Annotated in this window: 20 protein-coding genes; 10 read left to right on the plus strand and 10 right to left on the minus strand. The window is 61.8% G+C overall.

Translation table 11 applies throughout. The features are described 5' to 3' along the window. Positions 1-2: 2 nt before the first annotated feature. Positions 3-1271: an iron-containing alcohol dehydrogenase gene (locus ACHZCU_RS09495; RefSeq protein WP_319518588.1), complete on the minus strand. Its 1269-nt coding sequence runs from the start codon at positions 1269-1271 to the stop codon at positions 3-5. 36 nt (positions 1272-1307) lie between these two features. Next, the gene (locus tag ACHZCU_RS09500; protein WP_319518589.1) at positions 1308-2294 is read right to left on the minus strand and encodes an Ldh family oxidoreductase; all 987 of its coding nucleotides are present in this window, start codon (positions 2292-2294) and stop codon (positions 1308-1310) included. Positions 2295-2386: 92 nt separating this feature from the next. Between ACHZCU_RS09500 and ACHZCU_RS09505 the strand changes: the two genes are divergently transcribed. The 6 genes from ACHZCU_RS09505 (at position 2387) to ACHZCU_RS09530 (ending at position 8628) form a co-directional block, all read left to right on the plus strand. Further along, positions 2387-3100, plus strand: a complete 714-nt coding sequence (locus tag ACHZCU_RS09505) for a GntR family transcriptional regulator (protein ID WP_319518590.1) — start codon at positions 2387-2389, stop codon at positions 3098-3100. A 97-nt stretch (positions 3101-3197) separates the two neighbouring features. Continuing rightward, positions 3198-4793, plus strand: a complete 1596-nt coding sequence (locus ACHZCU_RS09510) for an ABC transporter substrate-binding protein (protein WP_319518591.1) — start codon at positions 3198-3200, stop codon at positions 4791-4793. Between the two features lie 22 nt (positions 4794-4815). Beyond that, positions 4816-5751, plus strand: a complete 936-nt coding sequence (locus tag ACHZCU_RS09515; RefSeq protein WP_319518592.1) for an ABC transporter permease — start codon at positions 4816-4818, stop codon at positions 5749-5751. Then, positions 5751-6629, plus strand: coding sequence for an ABC transporter permease (locus ACHZCU_RS09520; protein WP_106311591.1), 879 nt, complete (start codon positions 5751-5753; stop codon positions 6627-6629). The genes ACHZCU_RS09515 and ACHZCU_RS09520 overlap by 1 nt, the downstream gene beginning before the upstream one ends. Next, positions 6626-7642 carry an ABC transporter ATP-binding protein gene (locus ACHZCU_RS09525; RefSeq protein ID WP_319518593.1) on the plus strand — a complete coding sequence of 339 codons (1017 nt, stop codon included), beginning with the start codon at positions 6626-6628 and terminating at the stop codon, positions 7640-7642. Before ACHZCU_RS09520 ends, ACHZCU_RS09525 begins: the two co-directional genes overlap by 4 nt. After that, entirely contained in the window at positions 7639-8628 is a 990-nt protein-coding gene (locus ACHZCU_RS09530) for a dipeptide ABC transporter ATP-binding protein (RefSeq protein WP_319518594.1), read from the plus strand. Before ACHZCU_RS09525 ends, ACHZCU_RS09530 begins: the two co-directional genes overlap by 4 nt. Before the next feature lie 177 nt (positions 8629-8805). Here ACHZCU_RS09530 and ACHZCU_RS09535 read toward each other — a convergent pair whose 3' ends face one another. The 3 genes from ACHZCU_RS09535 to ACHZCU_RS09545 are packed head-to-tail and all read right to left on the minus strand — an operon-like array spanning position 8806 to position 12208. Next, positions 8806-10440, minus strand: a complete 1635-nt coding sequence (locus ACHZCU_RS09535; RefSeq protein ID WP_319518595.1) for an ABC transporter ATP-binding protein — start codon at positions 10438-10440, stop codon at positions 8806-8808. After that, positions 10437-11252, minus strand: coding sequence for an ABC transporter permease (locus ACHZCU_RS09540; RefSeq protein ID WP_106311604.1), 816 nt, complete (start codon positions 11250-11252; stop codon positions 10437-10439). The genes ACHZCU_RS09535 and ACHZCU_RS09540 overlap by 4 nt, the downstream gene beginning before the upstream one ends. Beyond that, on the minus strand, positions 11249-12208 hold the full coding sequence (locus ACHZCU_RS09545; protein WP_319518596.1) for an ABC transporter permease: 960 nt from the start codon (positions 12206-12208) through the stop codon (positions 11249-11251). The genes ACHZCU_RS09540 and ACHZCU_RS09545 overlap by 4 nt, the downstream gene beginning before the upstream one ends. Before the next feature lie 327 nt (positions 12209-12535). Here ACHZCU_RS09545 and ACHZCU_RS09550 point away from each other — a divergent pair, with 327 nt between their 5' ends. Together ACHZCU_RS09550 and ACHZCU_RS09555 are read left to right on the plus strand one after the other, a co-directional pair. Then, positions 12536-14638, plus strand: coding sequence for an alpha-amylase family protein (locus tag ACHZCU_RS09550; RefSeq protein WP_106311610.1), 2103 nt, complete (start codon positions 12536-12538; stop codon positions 14636-14638). A 98-nt stretch (positions 14639-14736) separates the two neighbouring features. Further along, a complete protein-coding gene (locus ACHZCU_RS09555; protein WP_106311613.1) occupies positions 14737-15756 on the plus strand; it encodes a LacI family DNA-binding transcriptional regulator in 1020 nt (339 codons plus the stop codon). Positions 15757-15805: 49 nt separating this feature from the next. Here the strand turns inward: ACHZCU_RS09555 and ACHZCU_RS09560 are convergent, their stop codons facing one another. Continuing rightward, entirely contained in the window at positions 15806-17347 is a 1542-nt protein-coding gene (locus ACHZCU_RS09560; RefSeq protein ID WP_319518597.1) for an ABC transporter substrate-binding protein, read from the minus strand. A gap of 259 nt (positions 17348-17606) precedes the next feature. Between ACHZCU_RS09560 and ACHZCU_RS09565 the strand changes: the two genes are divergently transcribed. Both ACHZCU_RS09565 and ACHZCU_RS09570 read left to right on the plus strand, forming a co-directional pair. Next, positions 17607-19688 carry an alpha-amylase family protein gene (locus ACHZCU_RS09565; protein ID WP_319518598.1) on the plus strand — a complete coding sequence of 694 codons (2082 nt, stop codon included), beginning with the start codon at positions 17607-17609 and terminating at the stop codon, positions 19686-19688. A 67-nt stretch (positions 19689-19755) separates the two neighbouring features. Further along, entirely contained in the window at positions 19756-20619 is an 864-nt protein-coding gene (locus tag ACHZCU_RS09570; RefSeq protein ID WP_319518599.1) for an NAD(P)-dependent oxidoreductase, read from the plus strand. A gap of 375 nt (positions 20620-20994) precedes the next feature. Here the strand turns inward: ACHZCU_RS09570 and ACHZCU_RS09575 are convergent, their stop codons facing one another. From ACHZCU_RS09575 to ACHZCU_RS09590, 4 genes are all read right to left on the minus strand, one after another. After that, entirely contained in the window at positions 20995-22047 is a 1053-nt protein-coding gene (locus tag ACHZCU_RS09575) for a sn-glycerol-3-phosphate ABC transporter ATP-binding protein UgpC (protein ID WP_319518600.1), read from the minus strand. A 69-nt stretch (positions 22048-22116) separates the two neighbouring features. Further along, positions 22117-24225 carry an ADP-ribosylglycohydrolase family protein gene (locus tag ACHZCU_RS09580; RefSeq protein WP_319518601.1) on the minus strand — a complete coding sequence of 703 codons (2109 nt, stop codon included), beginning with the start codon at positions 24223-24225 and terminating at the stop codon, positions 22117-22119. A gap of 30 nt (positions 24226-24255) precedes the next feature. Next, positions 24256-25089 (minus strand): carbohydrate ABC transporter permease, encoded by an 834-nt coding sequence (locus tag ACHZCU_RS09585; protein ID WP_319518602.1) that lies wholly within the window; start codon positions 25087-25089, stop codon positions 24256-24258. Beyond that, positions 25086-25931 (minus strand): sugar ABC transporter permease, encoded by an 846-nt coding sequence (locus ACHZCU_RS09590; RefSeq protein WP_319518603.1) that lies wholly within the window; start codon positions 25929-25931, stop codon positions 25086-25088. Before ACHZCU_RS09590 ends, ACHZCU_RS09585 begins: the two co-directional genes overlap by 4 nt. Positions 25932-25950 lie beyond the last annotated feature (19 nt).

The raw sequence follows: 25950 nt of genomic DNA on the forward strand, positions 1-25950 counted from the left end.
GGTCATGGCATGGCCACCTTCTGGTTCGAGATTTCGTTCTGGGCAAGCAGGTTGTCGAGGTTTCCGGTCTGCGCCGCCGCCACGATGCGCGACATGCCGTCCAGATCGAGCGGGCGGGGGTTGTTCTTGACCAATCGTTCCGCGCCGAGGGAATCGCGCGCCACCTGATCGAGCAGGCTGTCGGCCAGCCCCAGTTCCTCCAGCGTTTCGGGTATGGCGATCGCCTTGAACAGCCGGGCCACCTCACGGATGGCGGCCAGCGCGTCGGCGTGCGTGTCGCCTGTGGCATCAAGGCCCATGGCCGAGCCGATCTGCGCGAGTTCCGCTTCGCAGTAAGCGTGGTTCCAGGCCATGACATAGGGCATGAGTGTCGCCACCCCCGCGCCGTGCGGCGTGTGGGTCAGGGCCCCTACGGGGTACTGGATGGCGTGGGCGGCGGCAGTGCCGGCGACGCCGAAAGCAAGCCCGGCCAGAAGGGCGCCGCGGGACATGGCGGCGCGGGCTTCCAGATCGTTGCCCGCGCGCACCGCCTGTTCGAGGCTTCCGGCAATCAGCCGGATGGCTTCCAGCGCGAAGAGGTCGGACATGGCATTTTTACCGGTGAAAACGTGATCGGTCGAAAGGTCCGGATTGGCATCGCGACGCAGGGTGGTGAAGGCCTCGATGGCGTGGGTCAGCGCGTCCGCGCCCGAGACCGCCGTGAGGCCCGGAGGGCAGCTCAACGTCAGTTCCGGGTCACAGATTGATATTGTTGGGATCAGGTATGGGCTGGCAATGCCGATCTTCATTGCGCGTTCGGGATCGGCCAGGACCGCGACCGGCGTCACTTCGGACCCGGTGCCGGCGGTAGTCGGCAGCGCGATCAGCGGCAGCACCGGGCCGGGGACCTTGTTCTCGCCGTAGTAATCCTGCGGTCGGCCGCCATGGCTCAGCAGCAGGGCGATGACCTTGGCCGCGTCGAGGCAACTGCCGCCGCCGATGGCCAGCACCATGTCGGCTTCGTGATCGCGGCCCGCACGGGCGCCGGCCTCGATGCAGGCCACCGGCAGTTCCGCCTCCACCCCGTCGAAGGTGGCCGTTTCCAGACCGGCGCCAGCCAGGGCATCGCGCAGAGCGGCAAAGTCCGGATTCGCCGATAATCGTGCATCGGTGACCAGCAGCGCCCGGCGCCCGAGCCGGGCCGCGTGGAGCGCTGCGGCATCGCGTTGGCCCGGACCGAAGATGATGCAGGCTGGCGCCCGCGTCAGCCCGAAGTTGAGATTCGACAGCATTTCAGAAGTCCTCCCGTTGAAAATTGTCGGCCGGCCTCAGCCGGCCAGGTTTCTGATGTCTTTCCAGAGCGTTTCGGGCAGGTCGATCCCGGCGGCTGCGCGGATTTTCCGACTGGCGCGACCGCGCTCGCCGGGTATCAGGACCCGGTCGAAGCCTTCCGCCGGCGTCTCGGAGCGGATCGCGTCGAGATATGGACGCATGTCGGCGACCGGCCCGTCGGCAAGGATGAAGACATCGCCCTTGTTGCAGATCGTGTCGTCGTCGAGCGTGCCGGTTACGGCGCGACCGATGGCGGCGCCGGCAAGACTGCTGACCAGAAGTTCGAAGGCAAGACCGAACGCATAGCCCTTGGGGCCGCCAAACGGTGCGATGGCGCCGGATTTCGCCGCCTCGGCATCGGTCGTGGGGCGGCCTTCGCCATCCAGCGCCCAGCCCTCGGGGATCGGAACGCTGCGGTTGGCGTGATCGTGGATCTCCCCCATGGAAACCAGACCGGTGGCAGTGTCCATCATGAAGATGTCTCCGCCGCCCACCGGCAGACCGATGGCAACGGGATTGGTGCCGATCATCGCCCGTCGCCCGCCCCAGGGATGCACCAGTGCTTCACTGGTGGACAGTGCGATCATGGTCAGTCCCTTTTTTGCGGCGGCCTCGCAGTAATAGCCCAGCATGCCGATGTGGTTGGAATTGGCGATTGCCGCCATGGCGACGCCGGTGCGGCGCACCCGGTCTTCGAGTGCGGCAATGGCGGCATTTGCGACCACGGGGCCAAGCCCCCGTTTGCCGTCGACCTGCAGAAAACCCTCGCCGCGCCAGTTGTGGCATCCGGTTTGCGACGGGTCGGTCACGCCATTGCGAATCCGTTGCGCGATTCGGGGCAGGCGCAGCACGCCGTGCGACGAGATTCCTCTCAGGTCGGCGTCGAGGAGCAGGTCGATCTGTTGCGCTGCATGATCTGGTCCAGTCAGATTCAAGAGCGCAGAAACAGAGGTTTTTCTCAATGTTTCCAGGTCAATAATCATTTCCTATATCCGATCATATACGATATTGGATTGCAATTGATTTGGTAGAGTGCTATCAACGGCTCGTCAAGTGCAGCATTTGGAAAACGTCGATGAAGACTTCGAGGACAGTGCAGAAACAAACCGCCACGGGACGTCTGCGTCGACGGCAGGGGCTGAGCGACGAGGTGTATGAAGCGCTTTACGGGATGATCATGAAGCTCGAGATCGCGCCGGGTGCGCGGATTTCCGTCGATGCGCTGGCGCGCGACCTGGGGGTTTCCCAGACCCCCCTGCGCGAAGCGCTCTCACGGCTCGAAGTGCAGGGGCTGGTGGTGAAGACACATCTCGTCGGCTACAGCGCTGCGCCGCAGCTCGACGAGAAGCGGTTGCGTCAGCTCTATGACTTGCGCCTGCTGCTCGAGCCGCATGTCGCTGCCGAGGCGGCGCAGAACATGTCCCCCGACGATGTCGAGCGGCTCGTGGAACTCGATGTCGAGATGCGGACAGGAACTGCCGAGGATCTGCAAAGCTATGCCGAGTTTGCAGAGCTCGATGGCCGGTTTCACGATCTTATCGCGCGCGGCAGCGGCAACGACGTGATTCATGAGACGCTGACGCGGCTGCACATCCACGTTCATCTGTTCCGCAGCAGCTTTCAGGCGACGGCGACGGATCATGCCAATCTCGAACACGAAGGGATCCTCGCCGCGATCCAGGCCAGGGATTCCAGCGCAGCGCATGCTGCGATGTCCGAACACATTCTGCGGTCGAGAGACCGTTTCGTGAAAGGTTGCCCAAAACGAAGAGGTGTCAATTCAGGCTGACGGCGACCGACAGGCGGAGCCCGATTGGAGGCGGGGCCGTCATAAGTCACGGGGATTGGTCAAGGACCACACCCCGACAATCAGGGAGGAGAAAACCATGAAATTTTCCAGAAGATCGATACTGCGCATGTCTGCGGGCAGCGCCCTTGCCGTCATCGGCGCGCCGGGCATTATCCGGGCGCAGGGCAGCGACAGGCCGATCCGTTTCGCGGTGGCCGCCACGGCAAGCCGCACGCTCGATCCGTCGCAGATGACGTTGGGTGCGGATTACTGGGTTGCCGTGCAGATCTACGACATGCTGGTCGATTCACCTGCCGGCAGGTTCAGCACGTCGCAGGACGACTATGAGCCGAAGCTGGCAGAATCCTATGATGTTTCGGAGGACTCGAAGACCTGGACTTTTCGTCTGCGCAAGGGTGTGCAGTTCCATAAGGGCTATGGTGAGATGACCGCCGAGGACGTGGTGTTCTCGATGGAGCGCGCCGCGACGGCGGGCGTGGCGACCTTCGCCTACAAGAATATCGACCGGGTCGAGGCCAGCGGCACCCACGAGGTTACCTTCCACCTGAAGGGGCCGGATCCGCTGTTTCTCGCCACCTCCATATCGCAGCCAACCTCGCCGATCATCTCGAAAAAGGCATTCGAGGAAAAGGGAGCCGAGACCTTTGCACGCGAGCCGGTGGGCACCGGCGCCTACGAGGTCGACAGGGTCGACGTGCAAAAGGGGGTCTTCCTGTCGCGCTTCGATGATTACTGGGATACGCCGGCAAGAACCGCGCGGGTCGAGATCCTCTACGTGGCCGACACCACATCGCGCACTCTGTCGCTGATGTCGGGCGAGGTGGACATGATCGAGGCGGTGCGCGCGCCCGGCTGGATCCCGCAGATCATGCAGCAGCGCAGCGACCTTGTGGTCGACGCCACCGATCCGGGGTCGTTCAACACCCTGAGTTTCAACATGCACTTCCCGCTCTTCCAGGACGTGATGGTGCGCAAGGCGGTGATGACGGCCATCGACAAGAACCAGCTTGCCCAGGCCCTGACGCCGCTGGGACAACCGGTGGCGACGATCTCCCCTGCGCATTACCCGACCGGCTGGTCCGTGGACGAACTGCCGGAGGATCTGCGTTACGAGTATAATCCCGATCTGGCGCGACAGATGCTGGCCGATGCGGGACATCCGAACGGCATCCGTTTCGAGGCCAATATCAGCCAGCGCGAGGACTATCGATCGATCATGCTGGTGCTGCAGGAACTCATGCGGCCCGCCGGCATCGACATGCAGCTCAACATTATGGACCACGCGGCCTATCACCAGGCCAACCGGACCGACGGCAATACGCTGGCGCTCAATTCGCAGAGCCTGCCGCCGGTGCCGCTCGACTATCTCAGCCGCTATCTCGCGAGTTCCTCCGAGGTGAAGTCTGATGGGTCGGGGGGCTACAATTTCAGCCATTACGGTGTCGTGACCCCGGGCGTTGACGATTTGCTCGCTGCCATGTCGCAGACAGCCGATTACGATGAGTATGTAGCCATCGGCCGCAAGGTCGAGCTGAAGGCGCAGGATGACATGCCTGTCAGCAACGTGGTCAATCTCGGCTACGCAGTCATTCGGGACCCGGCCATAAGCCTCGGTTACGAGGTCAGCAGCGGCTACGCCCGGTGGCCGTTGGCGCGCGCCGTGCGCAACTGAGCATCCGTAAGGAGGTCCTTGCATGGCCCGCTATTTCATGCTGCGCGTCCTCGACGCGGTGCCCACCGTTTTTCTGGTCCTGACCCTGGTCTTCCTCGCCCTGCGCATCCTGCCGGGCGATCCGGCGGTTGCGATCCTGGGCGACATGGCACAGCCCGAGGCGCTTGCTGCCTTCCGCGAACGGTTCGGGCTCAATGATCCGCTTCCGGTGCAGTATTGGACCTTCGTCACCGACATGCTGACGCTGGACCTTGGCACCTCGCTGGCTTCGGGGCACCAGGTGTCCGAACTGATCCTCACCAATCTGGGCTACACGCTCGAACTGACGGCGGCGGCAGTGCTGATCGGCGTTCTCTTGGGCGTGCCGGCCGGTGTCATGGCGGCGGTGAACCGAAACCGGGCCCCCGATAACGGCTTCCGGCTGTTCTCGCTGCTGGGCTATGCGATCCCCGACTTCTATCTCGGGGCGCTGCTGCTTATCGTGTTTTCGCTGGGGTTGGGCTGGTTTCCGATCAGCGGAGCGGGGGAGGGCTTTCTTGACCGGCTGCATCATCTGATCCTGCCGGCGGTAACTCTCGCCCTGATCAAAATCGCCTTTATCGGCCGGCTTACACGGACATCGCTGCTCGAGATGCTCGGACGCGATTTCGTGCGCACCGCCCGCAGCAAGGGCGCCCGCGAACGGCGGGTGATCTACCGTCACGCCCTGCGCAATGCGTTGCTGCCGTTGTCCACAGGGCTTGGACTGTCGCTGCTGTCAACGCTGTCGGGGGCGGTCGCGGTGGAGATGGTGTTCAACCGCCCCGGTCTCGGCCGACTGCTGATCACCGCGATCACCGAGCGCGATTACCCGGTCGTGCAGGCCGGAGTGATCATGTTCGCCGCCTTCGTCGTCATCGTGAACCTGCTGATGGAGCTGGTTTACGTCCTTATCGATCCTCGTCTGCGAGTACAGTAATGACCTCCACGACCGAAACGATACCGCTCGGCGACGCGCCCGGTTTCCGGGAAACGCTGCAGGATATCTTCGCAGGCCGGCCCGGCGCGATCATTGCGCTGGCCGTCGTCCTCCTCTTCGTTGCAGTGGCTGTTCTGGCCCCCTGGATCGCACCGTACGACCCCATGCAGCAGAGCTTCCTTGCCGTGAACGCGCAACCCTCTGCCAAGCACCTGCTCGGCACGGACCAGTTCGGGCGCGATGTGCTGTCCCGGCTGATCTACGGGTCGCGCAATTCACTGATTTTCGGCTTCGTGTCGCCGGTCATTGCCGCCGTCGTAGGCGGCGGCCTCGGCGTCATTGCCGGCTTTTACGGCGGTATCGCCGACCGCGTCATCAGCCGCGTGATCGACATGTTCATGGCTTTTCCCGAACTGCTGCTGGCCATCGTCGTGGCCGCGGCCCTCGGCGGCGGGTTCTGGAACGTGGTCGCGGTGCTGGCCATCGCCTTTACGCCGGGCTTTGCCCGGGTGGCCCGGGCCTCGACCATGGCGGTGCGGCAGGAACCATATATCGAGGCTGCGGTGGCCTCGGGCGTGCGCACGCCGGTGATCATCCTGCGCCATGTGGTGCCCAACATCTCGGCCCCGATCGTGGTGTTGATGACCTTGTGGATGGCCTCGGCCATCCGGCTCGAGGCAACGCTGAGCTTTCTCGGCATCGGGACCCAGCCCCCTCAACCCTCCTGGGGAAATATCATTCGCGAAGGGCTGGGCAACATGTTCGCCACCTCCTGGCCGATCCTTGCCGGGGGCATGGCAATCACCGTGGTTGTGCTGGCCATCTCCGTGGTGGGCGATGCCGTTCGCGACGCGCTGGATCCGGAGGTGAAAGCATGACTGATCCGCTTCTCGATATCTCGGATCTCTCGGTCGAGTTCGGACCGAAAACCAACCCGATCCGCATCCTGCACGGAGTCGACCTGACGGTGGGGCAGGGCGAGGCGGTCGGGCTCGTGGGCGAATCCGGCTCCGGCAAGTCGTTGACCTCGCTTGCGACGATGCGGCTGTTACCCGCCGCCGCACGGATCGCCTCAGGGCGCATAATGCTCGACGGACGTGACCTTCTGAGCCTGCCTGACAAGGCGATGCCGGACGTGCGCGGGCGCGATATTTCGATGATCTTCCAGGAACCGATGAGTTCGCTCAATCCGGTGATGACGATCGAGGCGCAGATATCCGAGGCGATCATGCTTCACCAGAACAAGAGCAAGGCCGAGCGCCGGGCCCGTGTGCTCGAAATCCTGCGCCTCGTGGGCATTCCCGACCCGGAGGCGCGACTGGGCGCTTATCCGCACCAGTTTTCCGGCGGCATGCGGCAGCGCGTGATGATCGCCATCGCCATCGCCTGCAATCCGCGTCTGCTCATTGCCGACGAGCCCACCACCGCGCTTGATGTCACGATCCAGGCACAGGTGCTCGACCTTCTGCGTGACGTGCGCGAGGAAACCGGGACGGCGGTGCTGCTGATCTCGCATGATCTCGGCGTGGTGGCCGAGGTTTGTGACCGTGTGGTCGTCATGTATTCGGGCCATGTGGTCGAGAATGCCGGCGTCGAGACGCTGTTCTCCGATCCGCAGCACCCCTATACGCAGGGTCTGCTGCGCGCGGTGCCCTCGCTCGATGGGCAGGAGAAGCGGCTCTACCAGATACCCGGATCGGTGCCGCCGCCTGGAACCATCAAGGCTGGCTGTCCCTTCGCACCCCGTTGCGAAATGCGCATGGCGGTTTGCGAACGGCAGATGCCGGCGCTCACGACCCGCGGCGATGGCCATCAGGCCGCCTGCTGGGCGACCGAGGATTTGGCTAGCGCGCCGGCGAAACAACTCAAGGCCATGGAAGGCACGTCATGAACACCACAGTCCTGAGGGCCGAGGGCCTTGGCAAGACATTCCCGGGCCGCAGCGGCCTCGCCTCGGCCGGACGCAGCAAAGGCGTGCGGGCGGTCGACGGCGTAAGCCTCAGCATGAATGCCGGTGAGACGCTGGCAGTGGTGGGCGAATCCGGTTGCGGCAAGTCCACGCTGGGCCGTCTGTTGCTGCGGCTGATTGAGCCCACCGAGGGTGAGGTGAGCATCGACGGAACCGATGTCTCGTCTCTTTCGGGGGGCGAGATGCGGCAGTTTCGCCGCCATGCGCAGATGGTATTCCAGGATCCTTTCGGGTCGCTGTCGCCACGCCGTACGATCGCCCGCATCATTTCGGAGCCAATGGAATCGTTCGGAACCGAAGCTACGGCCCGCGCCCGCCGCGAGCGGGTGGCGGAGCTGTTGACACAGGTCGGCCTGCCCACCGCGGTTATGGACCGCAAGCCCCGGCACTTTTCGGGGGGGCAGCGTCAGCGCATCTGCATCGCCCGGGCAATCTCGGTCTCGCCGCGGGTGATCATCGCGGATGAGCCCGTCTCCGCGCTTGATGTCTCCGTACAGGCGCAGATCATCAATCTACTGCAGGATCTGCAGGAAGACAGCGGCTTTGCAATGCTCTTCATCGCTCATGATCTGGCTGTGGTGCGTCACATCGCCGACCGGGTGGCGGTGATGTATCTGGGCCGGATCGTCGAGATCGGCAGCAAGGATCAGATCTACACCGCGCCGCAGCATCCCTACACGCAAGCGCTGCTCTCCGCGGTGCCCGAGGCCTCGCCGACGCGGCGGCGCAAACGGATCGTGCTGGGCGGTGATGTGCCAAGCCCGGTCAAGGTGCCGTCGGGTTGTAGCTTCCATCCTCGCTGCCCGATCGCACAGAATATTTGTCGGACCACGCGTCCGGACCTGGCCCGTAAGAACGGCGGGTCCGAAGTGGCCTGCCATTTCGCCGCGCCCAATCCACTGGGCTGAAGGTGAAGAGGGTCCTGAAAACCGAGGAGGTTGCCAACCATGAAACAAACAAGTGCGCTTGTGAAAGAAGGCCAACAAAATAGGGCTTCCTTGAGTGTCGATTGACGAGTCCAAATATTCGGTTTTCCGAACCCGTCACCCGTCACCCGTCACCCGTCACCCGTCACCCGTCACCCGTCACCCGTCACCTTCGCGCACGGGATGATGTTGTGTGACGTCTTCTAGCCATCCGGGGCGCATTTCCGGGACGGAGGCGAGCAGAAGGTCGGTATAGTCGTCAAAGGGGGGAGAAAGAACCTCGTCACGCATGCCGTAACGTATGATCTCGCCATGGCGCATCACGGCAATCTTGTCGGCGATGGCGCGCACAACGGCAAGGTCGTGGGTGATGAACAGATAGGCCACGCCTTCCTCTTTCTGCAGGTCGAGAAGCAGTTTGAGAATTCCATCGGCCACAAGCGGGTCGAGCGCCGACGTGACCTCGTCGCAAAGGATGAGGCGCGGTTTGGCCGCCAGTGCGCGGGCGATGCAGACACGTTGTTTCTGGCCACCCGAAAGCTCGGCCGGATAGCGATCGGCGAAACCGCGGCTGAGCTCGGTTTCATCGAGCAGCGCCTCGACCCGCCTGCGTTTTTCAGCACCCTTGAGGCCATGATAGAATTCGAGCGGCCTGCCGATGATGGCACTGACAGTCTGGCGTGGGTTCATGGCCGTGTCGGCACTCTGGTAGATCATCTGCAATTCGCGTAGATCGTCACGGCTGCGTTGCCCGATCCTGGGTGACAGCGCACGCTCATCGAATGTGATATCGCCGCGTCGGGGCGGCAGCATGCCGGTGATGGCACGGGCCAGCGTCGACTTTCCCGACCCGCTTTCACCGACCACGGCCAGGGTCTGGCCGGACGTCATCTCCAGATTGATGTCCTTCAGGGTGTCGGTTTCCTGCCCCCGGTAACGCGCGGCGAGATTGCTGACGCGCAACAGCGGCGCGCCCCTGGAGGGCGTGACGGCATGCTGAACCTGCCGGATCGAGATGAGGTCTTTTGTATATTGCCGTTGCGGTGATCCTATGATCTGGCTTGTGTCGCCGTGCTCGACCATTTTGCCGTGGCGCAGCACCATGATGCTGTCGGCTACCTGCGAGACGACCGCAAGGTCATGCGTGATGTAGAGCGCGGCGACATGGGTGTCGCGGATCACCTCCTTGATGGCCGCCAGAACACCGATCTGGGTCGTGACGTCCAGCGCCGTCGTCGGCTCGTCGAAGATCACCAGCTCGGGGCGCGGGCACAGCGCCATCGCGGTCATGGCGCGCTGAAGCTGGCCGCCAGAAACCTGATGCGGGTAGCGATTGCCGATTTTTTCCGGTTCGGGCAGGCCCAGTTTTTCAAACAGGGCGATGGCGTCTCTTTCGGCGCTGCGCCGCGGGGTTCCCGATTTGACAGATGTCTCGACGACCTGATCGATAAGCTTGCGGGAGGGGTTGAAACTCGCGGCCGCGGACTGGGAGACATAGGTGACGGTTTTGCCGCGCAGCCGGCGCTGCATCGCATGGCCGGCCTTCAGAATATCAACGCCGTTGAGCTTCACTTCTCCCGAGGCGATGCGAATGCCACCGCGGCCATAGGCCATGGCGGAAAGGCCGATGGTCGATTTTCCGGCTCCCGATTCGCCGATGAGCCCCATGACCCTGCCTTTTTCCAGCGTCAGGGAAATATCGTCAACGAGGACAACATCACGGGGCTTTTCGCCCGGCGGGTAACTGGTCGCCTCGATCTTCAGATTGTTGATTTCAAGAACGGGCTGGCTCATCCCCGGCCTCCTTTCAGGCTTGTCGTGCGATCCAGAATCCAGTCGGCGACGAGGTTGACCGAGATGGCGAGCGCGGCAATGGCGATGGCCGGCGTCAGGGCTGCCGTGATGCCATAGACAAGCCCGTCGCGGTTTTCCTTCACAATGCCGCCCCAGTCCGCCAGCGGCGGCTGCACGCCAAGGCCGAGAAACGACAGCGTGGAAATGAACAGAACCATGAAGATGAAGCGCAGGCCGGCCTCAGCAACCAGCGGGCTTAAGGCATTGGGGAGGATCTCGCGGAAGATGATCCAGACGCTGCCTTCGCCGCGCAACCGTGCAGCCTCGACATAGTCCATGACGACGATATCGGCGGCAACGGAGCGCGCGAGACGAAAGACACGGGTCGATTCGATCAGCCCCATGACCACGATGAGCACCGGCAATGTGGTGGGCATGACCGAGAGAATGACGAGCGCCAGAATGAGAGACGGCACGCTCATCAGCAGGTCGACGAGCCGCGACAGCGCCTGATCGACCCAGCCGCCCGCCACGGCGGCGAGGAAGCCCGTCAGGCTGCCGGTGACGAAGGCGAGGAGCGTGGCGGAGGCGGCGATGAAGATGGTGAAGCGACCACCCCAGATCATGCGCGAGAGCATGTCGCGACCGATCGAATCCGTGCCCAGCCAGTGGGCCGCAGACGCCGGCTCCCAGACAGAGCCGACGACTTCGGCCATGCCGTATGGCGAAAGCAGCGGCGCGAAGATCGCGGCTGCGAAGAACAGAATGGTGACGATTATTCCCAGAAGGGCGGAAAACGGAACCTTGCTCATTTCGGGTGCCTCAGCCTTGGATTGGCGAAAAGGGCGATGACATCGGTTATCATGTTGAGCCCGATGTAGACGGCCGCGAAGATCAGGCCACAGGCCTGCACCACAGGAACATCGCGTTTCGAAACGTGGTCGACGAGATACTGGCCGAGGCCGGGATAGACAAAGACCACCTCGACGACCACGACCCCGACGACGAGATAGGCCAGGTTGAGCATGACGACATTGGCGATCGGGGCAATGGCGTTGGGCAGGGCGTGACGGGCGATAATGGTGAAGTGGCGCAGGCCCTTCAGCTCCGCTGTTTCGATATAGGCCGACTGCAACACGTTGAGGATCGCCGCCCGGGTCATGCGCATCATGTGGCCGAGCACGACCAGCACCATGACAAGCACGGGCAGCGCTATGGTGTGCAGCTTATCAATCAGGCTCATGCTGTCATAGACGGTCGAGACGGACGGAAACAGCTGAAAACGAACCGCGAGCAGGAACATGGCGATGTAGCCCAGCAGGAATTCCGGAACCGAAATGGTGGCCAGCGTCAGGCCCGAAATCAGCTTGTCCGGCCATCTGCCCACGTAAAGAACGGACAGAAGTCCGAGAAAGAGGGCCAGCGGAACGGCAATGATCGCTGCGGTGCCGGCCAGAAACAGCGTATTTTTCAGCCGGTGGCCAAGGGCGTCTGCGATATCCTGACCATTTGTCAGGGCGTGGCCCAGATCGCCGTGCAGCATGCCGGTCAGCCAATGGAAGTAGCGTGCGACGGCGGGTTCGTTCAGCCCCAGTTCCGTGCGCAGATTGGCCAGCGCCGCCGGCGTGGCGCCTTGGCCCAGAATGCTCTGGGCCACGTCACCGGGTAGAAGCTGTGTCCCGGCGAAGATCAGCACGGATGCCGCAAGCATGAGCAGCAGGCTGAGGAGGATACGCCTGAAGGCCTGATATAAGAGACTTGTATTCATCTGACTTCCGATCCCCTCCTGAACGGGCCGTCATGACGCAGCCCGCCGCGCTGTTCCTGCATTCCGGCATGACGAGCCTGCCGTCTGCCCCGGGTGACTGGCGTGTCCATTTTCGCCCCCTGATGAAAAATTTCGCGCGCTCGCCTGCTCGGCATGGAGCGCAGCGGCCATGGAGGAAAATCTCCAATCCGGCACGATGAGCATTTGTTTGACTAAAAGTTTGGCTAAGGTTAGTAAAAAATATGAAAGTGTCAACCGCACGCCGTGAAGTGATCTGTTTCACGGCGCGCCGCATGACCGAATGCCCCCGTACCCGGAGCCCTGAAAATGAGCCAAACGCCCGCCGCCAGCCATCTTCGTTCCGCCGACTGGTTTCAGACTGCGACCCGCTGGACACAATTGACCTTTGTCGAAAACGACCCCGATCACTTCGATCCGGCGTTCTGGATCGATATTTTCCGTCGCACCGGGTCCAATGCTGTCTGCCTGAGTGCTGGCGGCTACATGGCCTTTTATCCGAGCAAGGTGCCCGATCACTACATCAGCAACCGCCTTGAGGATCGGGATATCTTCGGTGCGCTTGTCGACGGCGCGCGCCGTCTGGACATGCACGTCATGGCCCGTGTCGATCCCCATGCCATCCGCAAGTCGATTGCTGAAAGGCGGCCCGATTGGGTGCAGCGCCGTGCCGACGGCAGTCTTTTCGAACACTGGGCCTACGCCGATGCCATGGTCGTCAATCCCTTCGGCAGCTATGCCTTCGAGCAGATGCCCGAAATCATCCGTGAGATCGTGCGCGACTATGACGTGGATGCCGTATTTGCCAATCGCTGGCAGGGGCATGGCGTTGATTACAGCGAGGACAGCGCGCGCCGGTTCCGCGATTTTTCCGGGCTGGATCTTCCGCGCGCCCAGGATGCCGCCGACCCGGCATGGCGAAAATGGCTGGAGTGGCGCAAGGGTGTGCTGACCGAACTGATTGCGCTGTGGGACAAGGCGGTGAAAAACGAGCGGCCGCATGCGAGCTTCATACCGAATATGGAGGGAAGCTCGCTGATGGAATTCGATCTTTCCGTCATTCGCCGCTTCTGCCCTTTCTTTGTTATCGACCATCAGGGCCGGCGGGGTGTCGAGCCGGCATGGTCGGCCGGGCGGGACGGCAAGCGGTTGCGGGCCAATTTTCCGGATCGTCCGGTGGCGCTGATTTCCTCGGTCGGACCGGAAGACGAGTTTCGCTGGAAGGACTCGGTGAACACGCCCGAGGAAATCCAGCTCTGGATCAATTCCGGCAGCACCCAGGGGCTGCGCGCCTGGTTTACCAAGTTCAACGGCGTCGTTTCCGACCGCCGCTGGATTGCGCCGGTGGAGGATGCCTTCGGGCTGCATGCCCGTATGGAGCCGGTGCTGCGCAAAAGTGTGCCGGCCGCAGACGTCGCGCTTGTCGATCCATCGATGATGCTTCGCCATTGGGCGCCGGAAGAGCGTTACCTGGCCGAACACCACGAAATGGGGTTCTATCAGGCTCTGGTTGAAGCCCGGATCCCCTTCGAGATGCTGTGCGACGAGACGATGACGGATGAAGCGCTGGATCAGTTCAGGGTGGTGGTTCTGGCGAATGCGGCGTTTCTGACCGATCGCCAGTGCGGGATGATCCGCCGTTATGTCGAACGCGGCGGCAGTGTCGTCGGCGCATATGAAACCTCGCTCAGGGACGAGCAGGGGGAATTGCGCCCCGATTTCGGGCTGGCTGATACATTCGGCGTGAAATTGCGCGAACATGTGCGGCAGATGTCGCGCAATACCTATCTGGCGCTGGATGGTGCGCATGAACTGATCGATGGCTATGCCGGTGCCGGGCGGATGATTGGCGGCACGCGGCAGATCCGGGTCGAGGCGGCGGGCGATGCAATCGTGCCGCTGCGCCACATACCGGATTTTCCCGATTTGCCGATGGAGGAAGTCTATGCCCGGCAAGCCCCGAGCGACCCCGCGATGATCGCGCGTGAAAGCGAGGGCGGCGGCCGCACGGTTTATTTTCCGTGGAATATCGGCGAGGTTTTCTGGAATGTGCTGGCCCTCGATCACGCCCGCCTGATCGCCAACGCCGTGCGGTGGTGCCTTGCGCGCGCGCCTTCGGTGATCGTGGAGGGCAGCGGCGTGGTCGATCTCGGATTGCGCCGCTTCGACGGTGGTCTTGCACTTTCATTGCTGAACCTGACAAACCCGATGATGATGAAGGGGCCTGTGCGCGAAACGATTGCCTTGCCCGAACAGCTTGTGTCGCTTGCCGTGCCGCCGGAATGCCGGACCGTAACGGTGCGCACGGTGATCGGCGGGCAGACATTCGAGCGTCCCGTTCATGATGGAAGGGTCGAATTGCGATTGCCGCCGATCGAAAGGCTCGAGATGGTCGAGTGCCGTTGGAAATGATGACCTGGCCGCTTGCGATGACAGGTTCTATCGTTTGGTTTGACAGGTTTCGCCGGATCACCTAACGAAAAAACAAACGATTTTGAAAAGAGGCCGAAATGGCGAAAATCACGGTTCAGATGCTTGCCGAGCAACTGGGTGTCTCCAAGTTTGCCGTATCCCGGGCTCTGAACAACAAGCCCGGCGTCAGCGACAAGACCCGCGCCCTGATCATCGAAGCGGCCGAGCGTGCCGGCTATCGCATGCGCTCCGGTGGCCGTGTGCTGGCCATCATGCGCAGCGAGGCCGAGGCGAACCGTGAGCTGTGGCTCGATGTGCGCCACGGCATGGAAATGCAGGCTGTCCGCGAGAATCTCGATATCGATTTCCTTATGTCTGAGGATACCGCCGAGATCGCCCGCATGGGGCAGGGGGCGATTGCCTTTCTCCTGATCGGTCCGGTCCGGCGCGCTGTGATGGATGCCGTGATCGCCTCGGGCACACGGGTTGTTGTGGTCGGCCATGATGTTCGTCCTCTGGCAAAGGTTGACCAGGTCACGACGACCGACGCGGAATCCGGCAGCGCCATCGGAGAATTCCTGTTGGCTGAGGGCCATCGCAAGGTGCTCTATCTTTACGGACAGGCCGGATTTCCGGGGCGGGAGGCGCGCTTGCAGGGGCTGCGAGTGGCGCTGCGGGATGAGCCCGACGCCGATATCCGCGAAATGACGCTGCCCGATGACTACAAGGGGGCCGGTCTGTTGCCGGGCTTGCGCAAGCTCGTCGACAGCGGGTTTGAACCGACGGCGATTTTTTGCGGCAGCGACGGCGTTGCCGCCACGGCCCTCTCAGAAATCACGCGCATCGGCATATCCGTGCCGCAGGACTGCACGATCGTGGGACACGGGAACTATCCGCTGGCAACACAGGTTTCGCCAACGCTGACGACGATTGACATGCCGAACCGGAAAATGGGTATCGAAGCGATACGCCTGCTGGCAAACCGGCTGAATGGTTCGACGGAAATTCCCCAGTCGCCGACGCGGCTCGGGCTGGTCGCCGAGGTCGTCGAGCGCGAATCTTCCGGCCCTGCGCGGAGCACCGACTGGCGCGCACTTTTGAGTGCTGGCGGGTATTGAGCCGGACATGGCCCGGAGCAGATCCGGGCCATGTTTTTGAGCGCGGTTGCTATTCTGCGACCCAGCATTTGGCAAGCGCATAGCCGCCCATCATCGATTGCGCCGGATCAGGCGCCCAGCCGGCGACCCTTGGCCCGATGGCATCGATAAAGTCGTTGAACAGCGGGATCAGCGCGCCGCCCTCGTCCCGGACGATGCTTCCCATCTCAAAATAGAGCTCCTTGCGCAGCTCCGGGTCGGGTTGCGCCCGCGCTTCCAGCAGCATCCGGTCGAATTTGGGGTTGGAAAAGCGGGTGTCGTTCCAGTTTGCGCCGGACATGTAAGCTGTGGTGTACATCTGGTCCTGTGTCGAGCGGCCGCCCCAGTAGGACGCGCAGAAAGGCATCTCGTTCCAGACCGAGGTCCAGTAGCCGTCCGCCGGTTCGCGCTTGATCTGGAAGGGAATACCGGCGGCCTGTGCCGTCTGTTGGAAAAGCTCGGCAGCCGAAATCGCGCCGGAGAAAACGCTTTCGGATGTATGGAAGACGATAGGCTGGTCGCTGCCCGATTTCTTGTAGTGATAGCGCGCCCTGTCGGGATCGTAGGGGCGCTGTTCGATTTCGGTGAACAGCGGATAGGCAGCGTTGATCGGAAAGTCATTGCCGAGCGAGCCGAAGCCCATCAGCACCATATCCAGCATTTGCTGGCGGTCGACGGCATATTTCAGGGCCAGTCGCAGATCGTTATTGTCGAAGGGCGGCGTGTTGCAATGCATCGGGAAGACCTGATGTCCCCGCCCGGTGGTCGACTTGATGGTGACACCGTTGACACGTTCGAGCAGGGAGACGGTTTTCGGTTCGATATGGTTGATGATATCGACCTGGCCGCTGCGCAGCGCTGCCGTGCGGGCCGTATTGTCGTTGATGACGATGATTTCCACCTGATCGGCAAAGCCGCGGTCGTCGCGCCAGTAATTCTCGAAGCGCTCGCCGCCCACCCGAACGCCGGGTTCGAAAAACGAAATGCGGTAAGGCCCGGTGCCGATACCGGCTGTCGGATCGTCAATGCCACCGTTGGGCTGGACCATCAGGTGGTAGTCTTCCAGAAGATAGGGCAGTTCGACATTGGGCTCGGCGAGTTTGACGACGACATTGTCGCCGTCAACGGCGACGGAAACGATGTTTTCCAGCAGGCCGAGCGCGCCGGACTGCGACTTTTCGTCGGAATGGCGCCGGATGGTGGCGGCGACGTCTTCTGGGGTGAGCTTTTTGCCGTTGTGAAATTCGACGCCCTTGCGGATCCGGAACCACCACGTTTTCGCATCCTCGGAAGAATTCCATTCCTCCGCCAGCGCGGGCTGGAGTTCGCCTTCCGGCGAAAGCTGGACGATCTGCTCGCCCCAAAGGTGGCTGAACTGGAACATGACGGCACTGGCCGTTGTCGCGGGGTCCAGACTGTCCGTGCTGGAGCCGCCATTCATGCCTGCGCGCAGCAGGCCGCCGCGCCGCGGGGTCTGGGCGAACGCCGTGCCGCCAAACGGCGAGGCGGCTGCGCCCAGTCCGATGCCGAGCGCTGCCGCGCCCTGCAGAAATCGCCTCCTGTCGGGTTTCATGACACCGGTCCTGTTCTGATTTCCCTCCATGAGGTCTCTCCTTTGCTTTCTTGAAACGCATTTCCAGGCGCGCGCTGGTTTGTCGCGCAGCATCTGGCCGATTTCGGGCAAGGACGGGCCTTGCAATAATCAATTTATATACGTTTTTGACTTGTTGACAAAACGTTTTTTAAAATGTTTGTTGCGCTTAATTGGGGCGCGGCCTGCCGACAGTGTCAGAATATGCCCCGGCGCAGAAAACAAAGACGGGAGTCAAAGCGTGCAGGACAAGAACGCGCGGCATATCGCTTCATCGCATTTCAGGGACTGGTGGAAACGGCCCTATCGCATGGTTCAGACCAACCTCAGAATGCCGGACGCGCAGTATGACCAGCGCCTTCTGGCGCGCGAGGTGCGTGCAATGGGCGCCGACGTCCTGCTTTACAATATGGGCGGCATCTACGCCTTTTATCCGACGGCGCTGCCGCTTCAGGCTGAAAATCCGATGATGGCCGGCGATGCGCTCGGCGCGGCCGTCGAAGCGACCCATGCGGAAGGCCTGTCGCTCGTCGGCCGGCTCGATCTGAGCAAGGCCACGCGAAAAGCCTATGAAGCACATCCGGACTGGTTCGTGCACAATGTCAGGGGGCAGGCTCTCAGCTATAACGGAACCTATCAGGCCTGCGTCAACGGCGGCTGGTACCAGGATCATGCGCTGGATATCATTTCGGAACTGCTGCGCGGTTACGATATCGACGGCATATTCTTCAATATGTTCGGTTACATGAACCATACCTATTCGGGAGATTATTTCGGGATTTGCGTATGCGATAACTGCCGCGCGCGTTTTCGCGCCTTCAGTGGGCGCGAACTGCCGGAGCGGGAGGACTTTTCCGATCCTGCCTATGCCGACTATCTCAAGTTTCAGGATCGCAGCGCAATGGATCTCAGCGCAAGGATCTACGATCATATCAAACAGCTCAAGCCCGAGATCGGCGTCACCGGCGGGCGCGGAAAATCCGATCTGATCCGGCTGGAAATACAGCGTTTCATTTTCCGAGAGCCGCCGGAATGGCCATATCAGCCGGGGGAGCAGGCGCGCTGGGCCCGGGCTTTCGGCCAGGGGAAGAATGCCTCTTCGACCTCGACCAATTTCGTCGATTACCCCTGGCGGTTCGCCGCCGAAACGCCGGATTGCCATATCCTGCGCTTCGCCCAGCAGCTCGCCAGCGGTGCATCGCTCGACTACTATCTTCTGGGCACGCCCGACCAGGCCGACCGGAAGGCTTTTGGCCCGATAACCGAACTGTTTGAATGGCACCGGAAACACGAGGGCTACTATTCCGGCCTTCGTTCGGGCGCGCGCGTGGCCATGTATCACTCGCGAAAGACCGGAAAATTCCGGGCGCGCACGCGGACGGCTGACCTCAAGGGGCATCCCTTTCGCGGCGCCTACCGTGCATTGATCGAGGACCGGACACCTTTTGACTTTGTCTGTGATGAAACCGCGGCGGATGACGGCAATCCCGGTCCGCTCGAAGGCTATGACGTTCTGCTTGTCTCCAATGCGGCCTGCCTGTCGGATGACGAAGCGCGGCGGCTGGATGACTGGGTTGCCGCAGGCGGGACGCTGATTGCGACGGGAGAAACCGGGTTTTACGATGAGGAAGGCAGGCCGCGTTCGCTTCAGGCCCTTTCCTCTCTGCCGGTCCGGCAGCTGAAGCTGGTGCGCCCGGATATGCGCGGCGCCTATTTCCGCAATGAGGGAGGCGAGGCGGGCTTGCCCGATGCCGGGCTCATCATGCTGGATGGGTACTACCTTCATTGCGAGCCGGCGGAAGATGCCGGACGCGTTTTGGCATTGCTGCCGCCGCAGCGGTTCGGGCCACCGGAACTCTGCTATCCCGACGTTGATTCCGACCTGCCGGGTATTCTGTCGCGCCGGCACGGTCAGGGCAGGGCAATCTACCTGCCGTGGTTTCCTGACTGGCAGTATTACCGCGACAGCCTGCCGGACATGAGGCGGCTTGTCACCGGTCTGATTGGCGATGCGGTTGCAAGACCGGTCGTGGTCAGGGGTGCTGGCGCTGTCGAGGTGACGTTGCAGAAACAGCCTGAGACGGGACGTCTCCTCGTGCACCTGGTCAATTATTCCGGGCAGCGCAATAATCTCTACGAAAAACCTGCCGAACTGCACGGATTGCTGCTGGGCGTTCGCGGCGCGGCCGGAGATGCGAAGGCACTTCGCGAAGGCAGCGTGTTGCAGCCGCTTTCCCCTCAGGCCGATGAAGACGGATACTTATGGTACCGTCTGGGGCCGGTCGGGGCTTTCGAAGCGGTTTCGATCGCGTCACAAAGCTGATTGCGGGATGGCCGGCGCTGGCCGGGACCATCGGATTTCAAATGTTTTAGAGTGAAAGGCGAAAACAATGGCGAATGTTGCATTTCTCGGTCTGGGGGTCATGGGATACCCGATGGCGGGGCATCTGGCCTCGAAGGGACATGACGTGACGGTCTATAACCGGACCGCTGCGAAAGCCCGAAAATGGTCAGAGGAAAAGGGAGGGGCCTCGGCGCCGACACCGGCTGCTGCCGCATCGGACAAGGAAATCGTTTTCTGCTGCGTCGGCAATGACGATGACCTGCGCGCCGTAACGCTCGGCGAGGACGGCGCGTTTTCGACCATGTCTTCCGGTTCGGTGTTCGTGGATCATACGACCGCCTCCGCCGAAGTCGCCCGCGAACTCTACGCCGCTGCCGCCGAACGCGGGATTGCATTCATCGACGCGCCGGTTTCTGGCGGCGAGGCCGGTGCGGTGAACGGGGTTCTGACGGTGATGTGCGGCGGCGATGAGGACGCCTTTTCGCGCGCGCAGCCGGTGATGGAATGCTACGGCCAGTCCGTGCGGCTCGTCGGTGCGGCCGGCAGCGGCCAGCTTGCCAAGATGGTCAACCAGATCTGCATTGGCGGGCTGGTACAGGCGCTGTCCGAGGGGATTCATTTTGCCCAGAAGGCCGGGCTCGATGTCGAGCTGGTGCTTGAAATCATCACCAAGGGCGCTGCCGGTTCCTGGCAGATGGAAAACCGCGGAAAGACCATGAATGACGATCAGTTCGACTTCGGCTTCGCCGTCGACCTGATGCGCAAGGACCTGAATATCTGCCTGGCCGAAGCGCGCCGCAACGGGGCCTCGCTGCCTGTCACGGCCGTGGTCGATCAATTCTATTCGGACATCCAGAAAGCCGGCGGCGGCCGCTGGGATACGTCGAGCCTCATTCGTCGGCTGAAATGATGTTTTGAGCTGCATGGTGCCATCTTTGGATCAAACGATACCGCATTGTTTCGCCTAAACCGCACCACGCGGAAGGAATGTATTTCCGGGGACCGCTGGTGCCGACATCTCCGATCCAGAGGTTTGTTGTTTCGTCTAAGTGAGGATTCTACCCGATCGCCGAAAGTGTGGCCTCGCAAGCCACTCGCCGTGTCCACCAAGGCCTGAATACCGCATTGAGGGCAGCCATCATCCAACGCGAAAGCGAGAGAAAACCATGGGCGTTCCGAGTAGGCCAGGCAAGCCCGGCGTTTTCTTTCAGACTGCAGCCGAGAAGCGAAGATAACTTCGTAATGCCTCTCGAGGCTGTGTCCACCCGAATGATGGAAACATCGTTCAAAGGGCCTTTCCGGTGTCTGCGTCGAAATAGTGGGTGGCGCCGTGATCGAAGCGGACCTGTATCGTGGTGCCGTATTCTATGTCGATCCGTTCGCGGAACACGGCGGAGACCGCCTGTCCGTGGATCGTGAGCTGGGCAAAAATCTCAGAGCCGGTCGGCTCCACCACGCCGACCTCGGCCTTCACGCCCGCTTCAGCTGCAACCAGATCTTCCGGCCGCTTGCCGACGAGAATCGTGCGTCCGGCATCGACGTTTGCGGGGGCGGCAAGGCCGCTCGGCTCGCCGTTTTCGAAAACAAGCTGCCCGGCGCGGTTTTCCAGTTCCAGCAGGTTCATCGAGGGGGAACCAATGAATTGGGCGACAAAGGCATTGCGTGGCGTGTCGTAGAGGTCGAGCGGCGAGCCCGCCTGTTCAATGCCGCCGCCGTTGAGAACCACGATCTTGTCGGCCATGGTCATCGCCTCAACCTGGTCGTGGGTGACATAGATGATCGTTGTTCCAAGCCTTTTGTGCAGTGCCTTGATCTCCGCGCGCATCTGCACGCGCAGTTTGGCGTCGAGGTTTGAAAGCGGCTCGTCGAACAGGAAGACTTTCGGGTTGCGTACGATCGAACGGCCCATGGCGACGCGCTGGCGCTGGCCGCCGGACAATTGCCGCGGATAGCGTTTCAAAAGCGGCGTGAGACCGAGGATATCGGCGGCTTCCGTCACCTTCTTCTCCTTCTCCGCCGCAGGCGCTCCGGCCAGTGTCATTGAAAATGCCATGTTTTCAAACACCGTCATGTGCGGGTAGAGCGCGTAGTTCTGGAACACCATGGAGATGTCACGCTGTTTCGGCGGAAGATCGTTGACCACTTTGCCGTCAATGGAAATCTCACCGCCGCTGATATCCTCAAGGCCCGCGATCATCCGCAAAAGCGTGGATTTCCCGCAGCCCGAAGGGCCAACCAGAACGACGAACTCTCCATCCGCAATTTCGACGGAAATGTCCTTCAGGACGTTGACGCTGCCATAGTCTTTTCTGATGTTTCTGATCGAAACCGGAGCCATATCTTCCTCCCGAGAGGGCGGGGCGCACCCGCGCCGTCCATGTGAAAACCAAATGCGAAAAGGATCATCTCAGACCGGCCTGACACTGACCTTGTCCGCCGAAACCGCGCCTTCGTGGATGACAAGGCCGATGCCGCCGTCGGCAAAGGCCTCCGCGCTGTCGTCGCTTGCCTTGATCGCAATGCCGTCGACGACGGCCGAGATCGTCCGCCCCTCGACTTTGGCCGCGATCGCGATCGGTCGTTCGAAGGCGAAGTCATAGTCCTGTTCGGCCAGCACCGTGACGGTCTCGTCGCGTATTTTCACGATCTCGATCTTGCCGGCGCGGGTGACGCGCACCGCGTAGTAACGCCGCAGCCCCTGCACCCGCAGCGCAAGGCCGGCATGGTTACCGAGATGGATGAGAATTTCGGTTTCGGCTGTATAGTCGCTCCAGTCGCGTGTGCCATGCGCGATCAGGCCTTCGCCTTCGGACTGGGAAATGCGGAAGCTTGCCGGAAAATTCCTGGAGAAGAAACTGACGCCGTTGACCCAGGCCTTACGCCAGAAATCGCCGTCGCCGGCCGGCCGCTGAAGCAGCATGTCCGGCGTGCCGTCAATGCGCAGATAGTCGACGAGGACCGTCCCGTCGGCGCGTCTTCCGTCGGCGCGGACGACCAGACCGAGTTCGCCGATGGGCTGGCCGTCGGTTGCGGGCAGGCGCCATTCGAGGATGGTCTCCTTGCCGGCGGCAAGCACGTGGCTCGGTGCTTCCACCGCGACGAGCCGGTCGTTGCCGTCATAATGGCGCATCATCAGTGCGACCGTGACCGTGCCGGCGTTTTCCGACGGTGCCATGACCCGGGCCCGAACGGTCTGGCCGGGATAGGCAAGCGGGGTCGCCATCAGGTCATAGGTGCGCATTTTCAAAAGTTCAGGCGATGAGAAGACGGGGGTTGTCGCTGTGGCCTTTTGGCCCGGTGCAAGTGCTGCATAACGGACAGCAAGCGCTCTGCCGTCCTCGGTGGCGACATTCGTGATATCTGTGCCAGCATTGGCGTCGAAACCCACAAGCGGCCTGAATCCCTGGGCGCTGCCGGGCAATGAAAAATGGAACCGCGCACCGTTCTTCGGCGGGCTCAGAGGCGTTTTACCTGCAAGCGCATATCCGAGACTGGTGATGTAGTAGGCCATGCGGACGGCGTCATTGACGGAGTTGCCGCCGTCGGCCGTTGAAATCAGCATGCGGTCGGCAAGCGGCCCGCGCCAGTCCGGTCCGGCCTCAAGTCCTTCAAGGCCGTGCATCAGGCCCATCAGGCAACCGACATTGCCGGCATTGCAGTCGGTATCCCAGCCGCAAGTGTTGACGATCAACTGCGCCTTCTGGAAGTCGTCCGGCGCGTAAAGCATGGTCATGATCATGATAGCGTGGTTCGGCACCACATGGCAGTTGCCGGGAAACTTGTCATAGCCATAGGTTTCGGCAATCCTTGCGCGGGCATCGCGCCAGTTGGCATGCATGCGGTGCCATGCGCGGACATCGGCAATGACTTGGGCGATCAGGCAATCGCCGGGAATCTGGGAGAGCCCGGTGTCGATCAGATGGTTGATATCCTTCGAGTGAAAGGCTTCCGATTCCATGGCGGCCCACAGCTTGGCCGCATAAACGGATTCCCCGTCATGGCTGACCTTGCCGGCCTGTTCGGCAAGGCGTGCGGCCAGTTCCGGCCTTCCGGGAGCGACCATGGCCCAGCCATCGATGAAGATCTGGGCGCCGATCTGTTCGGCCACCGCCTTGCCGTTCTGGGCGATGGAGCCGGATTGCGGCGCGGGGATACCTTTCTTCAGGTTCAGCCATGCCGTGTGCTCGGTCGAGTTGCCATTGCCGCCCCACCACAGGATGGCGCGCTCCTCGATGATGTAGTTCAGCCATGCCCGGCCGATATCGGCGGCGGAAAGATCCTCCGAGATGCCGTAATCCTCAAGCGCGCGGATGAAGGTGAAGGTGCCCGATACATCGTCATCGGTGACGACCAGCGGGTCACCGAGGCGGTCGTGGACGTAGTAATCAATCGGGCCGAGTTCCCGGATGATCCGTTCGTGGGTCCAGCCTTCGAAGGGCCGGCCGAGATAAACACCGATCAGCTTGCCGAGGACACCGGCATAAACGCGTTCGAGGTAGTCGTTGGGAATGGTCACTTGAACCCCCTTGGTATGAGATGCGTATCTTCAGCCCTTGACCGAGCCGCCGGCCATGCCTTCGATGAAGCGGCGCTGAAGAAGAATGAAAAGAATGACGATGGGCAGTACGATGATGAGGGCGGCCGCCATGATCTCACCCCAGTCGGTGGTGTACTGGCCGCTCAAAAGGAAGAAGGACACGATCGCCGTCATGTTGTCGGCCTTCTGCAGGAAGGTCGTGGCGATCAGGAATTCGTTCCAGGAATAAAGGCCTATAATGAGTGCAACGGTCAGAATGCCCGGAGAGACGATCGGCAGCATGACCCTGGTGAACACCTGCCAGTTGCTGGCGCCGTCGATGAGGGCCGCTTCCTCCAGTTCGCGCGGGACGGCCAGGAAGTAGGTCCTGAGCAGCATGACCGCGAAGGGTGAATAGAGCGCGGTATAGATCAGCGACACGGCGAAGACATTGTTGATCAGGCCGAGCTTGGCAAAGCCGAAATAGAGCGGAAACAGGAAGAGCTGGATCGGCGCTGTCGTCGTGCCGAGCAGGTAGAAGGTCACGATCTTCCAGGATTTTACCTTGCGGCGCGCCAGCACATAGGCGGTCAGCGAGCCGGTGGTGCAGACGAGCACAATGGTCGAGACCGAAAGGAGCGCCGAGTTCAGCATGGTGCGCCCGAAACGGGCATCCTGCCAGGCGCGGGTGAAGTTGTCCCAGCGATAGACGTTGGGCCAGGCGAGCGGGTTCTGAACGATCTCGGCGGCCGGCTTCAGCGAATTGATCACCAGCAGCGCGATCGGAAACAGCGTGATGACGAGCAAGATCACCAGAGCGGTATAGGTCAGGTAGAGTGTTGCCCTGCTTTCGATCAGTCTCATTGATGGAACTCCCTCGACTGAGCGGGGATGTAGACAGCGGTTGCCGCGAGCCCGAACAGGCTGATGACGATAGCGACAGCGGCGGCTTTGCCGACGGCAAGATCGTAGAAGGCGCTGCGGTAGGCGAGGGTCGACAGGACCTCCGATGAAAAGGCCGGACCGCCCTGGGTCAGGATGTAGACGAAGTCGAATACCAGGAAAGACCAGATCACCGTCATGATCATCATCAGTGTGATGGTCGGACGGATGCCGGGCAAAAGCACATAGCGCATCATCTGCCAGAAGCTGGCGCCTTCGATTCGCGCCGCCTCGATCTGTTCCTGCGGCACCTGTCTGAGCGCCGCGAAAAAGATGACGCAGAGAAAGCCCCACCAGTGCCAGAGGTCGACGGTGGCAATCCCGTAGAGCGCCGTCGATGGCTGCGTTAGCGGATCGAGGGTCGGAAAGCCCATGCGCTGCAGCATACCGTTCACGCCGGAAACCGGGCTGTAGATCATGCCCTGCCAGACGCGCGCCAGGATGGCGGTGGCGATGACCATGGGGAGGAAATAGACGACCTGGAACAGCATGCTGCCGCGCCTGGTGATCAGGAGCATGGTCGCCGCGACGAGGCCGATCGCGATCGGCACCACCAGGAAAATGGCGGTCCAGACGAGATTGTTGCTCAGGGCGCGCCAGAACACATGGTCGTGCCAGAGCGCGACAAAATTCTGAAGGCCGACAAAGACCGGCGCCGTGATGCCGTCCCAGCGAAAAAAGGCCAGCAACATCGTCAGTATGGCCGGTATGAGAATGATGACCGCGTTGATGAGCAACGTCGGCACCAGGAAAAGTTTGTGCATGCCGTTTCTCCTTGGCGCA

It is taken from the genome of uncultured Martelella sp., assembly GCF_963677965.2.
GTDB classification, from domain to species: domain Bacteria; phylum Pseudomonadota; class Alphaproteobacteria; order Rhizobiales; family Rhizobiaceae; genus Martelella; species Martelella mangrovi.

Excerpts from the sequence above, each read along its gene's own strand:
- ACHZCU_RS09590 (WP_319518603.1), bottom strand. The coding sequence starts at position 25,931 with ATGCACAAACTTTTCCTGGTGCCGACGTTGCTCATCAACGCGGTCATC.
- ACHZCU_RS09500 (WP_319518589.1), bottom strand. The coding sequence starts at position 2,294 with ATGATTATTGACCTGGAAACATTGAGAAAAACCTCTGTTTCTGCGCTC.
- ACHZCU_RS09540 (WP_106311604.1), bottom strand. The coding sequence starts at position 11,252 with ATGAGCAAGGTTCCGTTTTCCGCCCTTCTGGGAATAATCGTCACCATT.
- ACHZCU_RS09575 (WP_319518600.1), bottom strand. The coding sequence starts at position 22,047 with ATGGCTCCGGTTTCGATCAGAAACATCAGAAAAGACTATGGCAGCGTC.
- ACHZCU_RS09535 (WP_319518595.1), bottom strand. The coding sequence starts at position 10,440 with ATGAGCCAGCCCGTTCTTGAAATCAACAATCTGAAGATCGAGGCGACC.
- ACHZCU_RS09560 (WP_319518597.1), bottom strand. The coding sequence starts at position 17,347 with ATGAAACCCGACAGGAGGCGATTTCTGCAGGGCGCGGCAGCGCTCGGC.
- ACHZCU_RS09585 (WP_319518602.1), bottom strand. The coding sequence starts at position 25,089 with ATGAGACTGATCGAAAGCAGGGCAACACTCTACCTGACCTATACCGCT.
- ACHZCU_RS09520 (WP_106311591.1), top strand. The coding sequence starts at position 5,751 with ATGACCTCCACGACCGAAACGATACCGCTCGGCGACGCGCCCGGTTTC.
- ACHZCU_RS09495 (WP_319518588.1), bottom strand. The coding sequence starts at position 1,271 with ATGCTGTCGAATCTCAACTTCGGGCTGACGCGGGCGCCAGCCTGCATC.
- ACHZCU_RS09505 (WP_319518590.1), top strand. The coding sequence starts at position 2,387 with ATGAAGACTTCGAGGACAGTGCAGAAACAAACCGCCACGGGACGTCTG.
- ACHZCU_RS09550 (WP_106311610.1), top strand. The coding sequence starts at position 12,536 with ATGAGCCAAACGCCCGCCGCCAGCCATCTTCGTTCCGCCGACTGGTTT.
- ACHZCU_RS09525 (WP_319518593.1), top strand. The coding sequence starts at position 6,626 with ATGACTGATCCGCTTCTCGATATCTCGGATCTCTCGGTCGAGTTCGGA.
- ACHZCU_RS09570 (WP_319518599.1), top strand. The coding sequence starts at position 19,756 with ATGGCGAATGTTGCATTTCTCGGTCTGGGGGTCATGGGATACCCGATG.
- ACHZCU_RS09510 (WP_319518591.1), top strand. The coding sequence starts at position 3,198 with ATGAAATTTTCCAGAAGATCGATACTGCGCATGTCTGCGGGCAGCGCC.
- ACHZCU_RS09555 (WP_106311613.1), top strand. The coding sequence starts at position 14,737 with ATGGCGAAAATCACGGTTCAGATGCTTGCCGAGCAACTGGGTGTCTCC.
- ACHZCU_RS09545 (WP_319518596.1), bottom strand. The coding sequence starts at position 12,208 with ATGAATACAAGTCTCTTATATCAGGCCTTCAGGCGTATCCTCCTCAGC.
- ACHZCU_RS09530 (WP_319518594.1), top strand. The coding sequence starts at position 7,639 with ATGAACACCACAGTCCTGAGGGCCGAGGGCCTTGGCAAGACATTCCCG.
- ACHZCU_RS09515 (WP_319518592.1), top strand. The coding sequence starts at position 4,816 with ATGGCCCGCTATTTCATGCTGCGCGTCCTCGACGCGGTGCCCACCGTT.